Here is a 2991-nt window from a genome sequence, read left to right on the forward strand (position 1 = left end):
TGCAGCGGCCGGGGGGTTCTTTCGCCGGTTGTCGTCAGCCCTTGAACTCCACGTACAGCTCCCGGACGGCACCGGGGTCCGCCGGGGCGGCCTGGGCCGTCTGGGGGGCCGGGGCGGGCTCCTCCCGGGGGCCGTCCCGCCAGGCCAGGAACTTGGGGGCCACCTGAGGGAACAGCGCCAGGGACAGCACATCCTCGTCGCTCTTGGCGATGGCCCGGAACTCCTCCCGGTACTTGGGCAGCTCCGGCTCCAGCTGGTCCGCCGGGCGGCAGGTGATAACCTCCTCCGGCGCGATGCCCGCCTTGGCCCGGACGGCCTCGTTCACCGTGCCGGGCAGCTTGCCGTACTCGCCCCGGAGCATGGCCTTGGACTCCTTGGTAAAGGTCTTGTACCGCTCGCCGCTGATGATGTTCATCACCGCCTGGGTGCCCACGATCTGGCTGGAGGGCGTCACCAGGGGGGGATAGCCGTAGTCCGCCCGGACCCGGGGAATCTCCGCCAGCACGTCGTAGTACTTATCCTCCCGCCCGGCCTGCTTGAGCTGGGAGATCAGGTTGGACAGCATGCCGCCGGGCACCTGGTAGAGCAGGGTGTTGGTGTCCACGTTCAGCACCTTGGGGTCCAGGGAGCCCTGGTCCTTCAGCTTCTGGGCCACCTTGCGGAAGTGGGCGGCGGCCTGGCTCATGCGGGTGAGGTCCAGCCCGGTGTCCCGCGCCGTGCCCTGGAGGGTGGCCACCAGGGATTCCGTGGCGGGCTGGGAGGTGCCGTTGGCCAGGGGGGAGAGGGCGGTGTCCACGATGTCCACCCCGGCGTAGGCCGCCATGAGGTACACCATGTCGCCGGTGCCGGTGGTGTTGTGGGTGTGGAGGTGGATGGGGACGGACACCGTCTCCTTCAGCCGCTTGATGAGGGAGTAGGCCTCCATGGGCAGCAGCAGGTTGGCCATGTCCTTCACGCAGATCACGTCGGCGCCCATCTGCTCCAGCTCCTTGGCCAGCTTCACAAAGTAGGCCTCGTCGTGGATGGGGGAGATGGTGTAGCTCATGGCCGCCTCCACCATGCCGCCGTACTTCTTGGTGGACTTGATGGCCTGCTCCAGGTTCCGCACGTCGTTCAGCGCGTCGAAAATGCGGATGATGTCGATGCCGTTTTCAATGGACTTGCCGCAGAAGGCGTCCACCACGTCGTCGGCATAGTGCTTGTAGCCCAGGATGTTCTGGCCCCGGAACAGCATTTGGAGCTTGGTGTGGGGCAGGGCCCGGCGCAGCTTGCGCAGCCGCTCCCAGGGGTCCTCGTTCAAAAAGCGCATACAGGCGTCGAAGGTGGCGCCGCCCCAGCACTCCAGGGACCAGTAGCCGATGGAGTCCAGCACCTCGCAGGCGGGGAGCATATCCTCCACCCGCATCCGGGTGGCCGCCTGGGACTGGTGGGCGTCCCGGAGGATGGTGTCCGTGATGTACAGGGGTTTATCCGATAAAAATTCCATGCAGTGCCTCCTTTAGCCGAACAGGGAGATCAGAACGCCCGCCGCGATGGCCGAGCCGATGACGCCGGCCACATTGGGGCCCATAGCGTGCATCAGGAGGAAGTTGCCGGGGTTGGCCTTCTGCCCCTCCACCTGGGAGACCCGGGCGGCCATGGGCACGGCGGAGACGCCGGCGGAGCCGATGAGGGGATTGATCTTCTCCTTGAGGAACAGGTTCATGAACTTGGCCAGCAGCACGCCGCCGGCGGTGCCGAAGCCGAAGGCCACAATGCCCATGGCCATGATGGCCAGGGTCTGGAGGGAGAGGAAGGTCCGCCCGGTGGCGGTGGCGCCCACGCTGACGCCCAGGAAGATGGTGACGATGTTGATGAGCTCGTTCTGCGCGGTCTTGCTCAGCCGCTCCACCACGCCGCACTCCCGGAACAGGTTGCCCAGCATCAAACAGGCGATCAGCGGCGCCGCAGAGGGCACCAGCAGCGCCACGAACACGGCCACCACAATGGGGAAGAGGATCTTCTCCCGCTTGGAGACCTGCCGCAGGGGCTTCATGACGATCTTCCGCTCCGCCTCCGTGGTCAAAAGCCGCATGATGGGGGGCTGAATCACCGGCACCAGGGCCATGTAGGAGTAGGCCGCCACGGCGATGGGGCCCAGCAGCTCCGGCGCCAGCATGGTGGCGCCGAAAATGGCGGTGGGGCCGTCCGCCCCGCCGATGATGCCGATGGAGCCGGACTGGGCCGCGGTGAACAGCCCGGAGAGGCGGCAGCCCACAAAGGTCATGAAAATGCCCAACTGGGCGGCGGCGCCCAGCAGCAGGCTCTTGGGGTTGGCGATCAGAGGGCCGAAGTCCGTCATGGCGCCCACGCCCACAAAGATCAAGCAGGGGTAGATGCCCAGCTTCACACCCAGATACAGGATGTCCACCAGGCCCGGCGTGATGCTCTGTCCCGCGGTGGCGGTGGCCAGCACCGCCGCCGAGACGTCCTGGGAGGCCAGCTCCGCCAAAAACTCCGCCGTCACCGGCGCGCCGCCCAGCAGGTCCCAGTGGATATGTCCCCCGGCGAAGAAGATCTCATGGAACATCTCCGCGCCGGGCAGGTTCGTCAGCAGCATGCCGAAGGCGATGGTCACCAGCAGCAGCGGCTCGAACTTCTTCACAATGCCTAAGTACAGCAGGATGCAGGCAATGCCGATCATGATCAGGCATTTCCAGTTGTCCCCCTGTGTAAACTGATAAAATCCCGTGCTTTGCAGAAAATTCAGGATTGCTTCCATATCCGCCTCCAGTCCGTCACTGGATGACGCACAGCAGCGTACCGGACTCCACCGCAGCGCCCTTGGAGGTGTTCACGGAGATCACCCGGCCGTCCCGGGGGCACATGATCTCATTTTCCATCTTCATGGCCTCCAGCACCATCAGCACCTGGCCCCGCTTCACAGCGTCTCCCGCGGCCACGTTCACCGCCAGAATGGTGCCCGGCATGGGGGAGGCCACCTGCTCGCCC

General features: G+C 65.8%; 3 protein-coding genes. All 3 read right to left on the reverse strand.

What is annotated here, in order from left to right:
- Positions 1-34: 34 nt before the first annotated feature.
- Positions 35-1486, reverse strand: coding sequence for a pyruvate carboxylase subunit B (locus tag QZS21_RS11585; protein WP_295583564.1), 1452 nt, complete (start codon positions 1484-1486; stop codon positions 35-37).
- 12 nt (positions 1487-1498) lie between these two features.
- A complete protein-coding gene (locus tag QZS21_RS11590; RefSeq protein WP_295583566.1) occupies positions 1499-2761 on the reverse strand; it encodes a sodium ion-translocating decarboxylase subunit beta in 1263 nt (420 codons plus the stop codon).
- A 16-nt stretch (positions 2762-2777) separates the two neighbouring features.
- The coding region (locus QZS21_RS11595) for an acetyl-CoA carboxylase biotin carboxyl carrier protein subunit (protein WP_295583568.1) at positions 2778-2991 on the reverse strand (214 nt) is incomplete at its 5' end.

The sequence above is a fragment of the uncultured Oscillibacter sp. genome (assembly GCF_900544955.1).
Taxonomy (GTDB): Bacteria; Bacillota; Clostridia; order Oscillospirales; family Oscillospiraceae; genus Oscillibacter.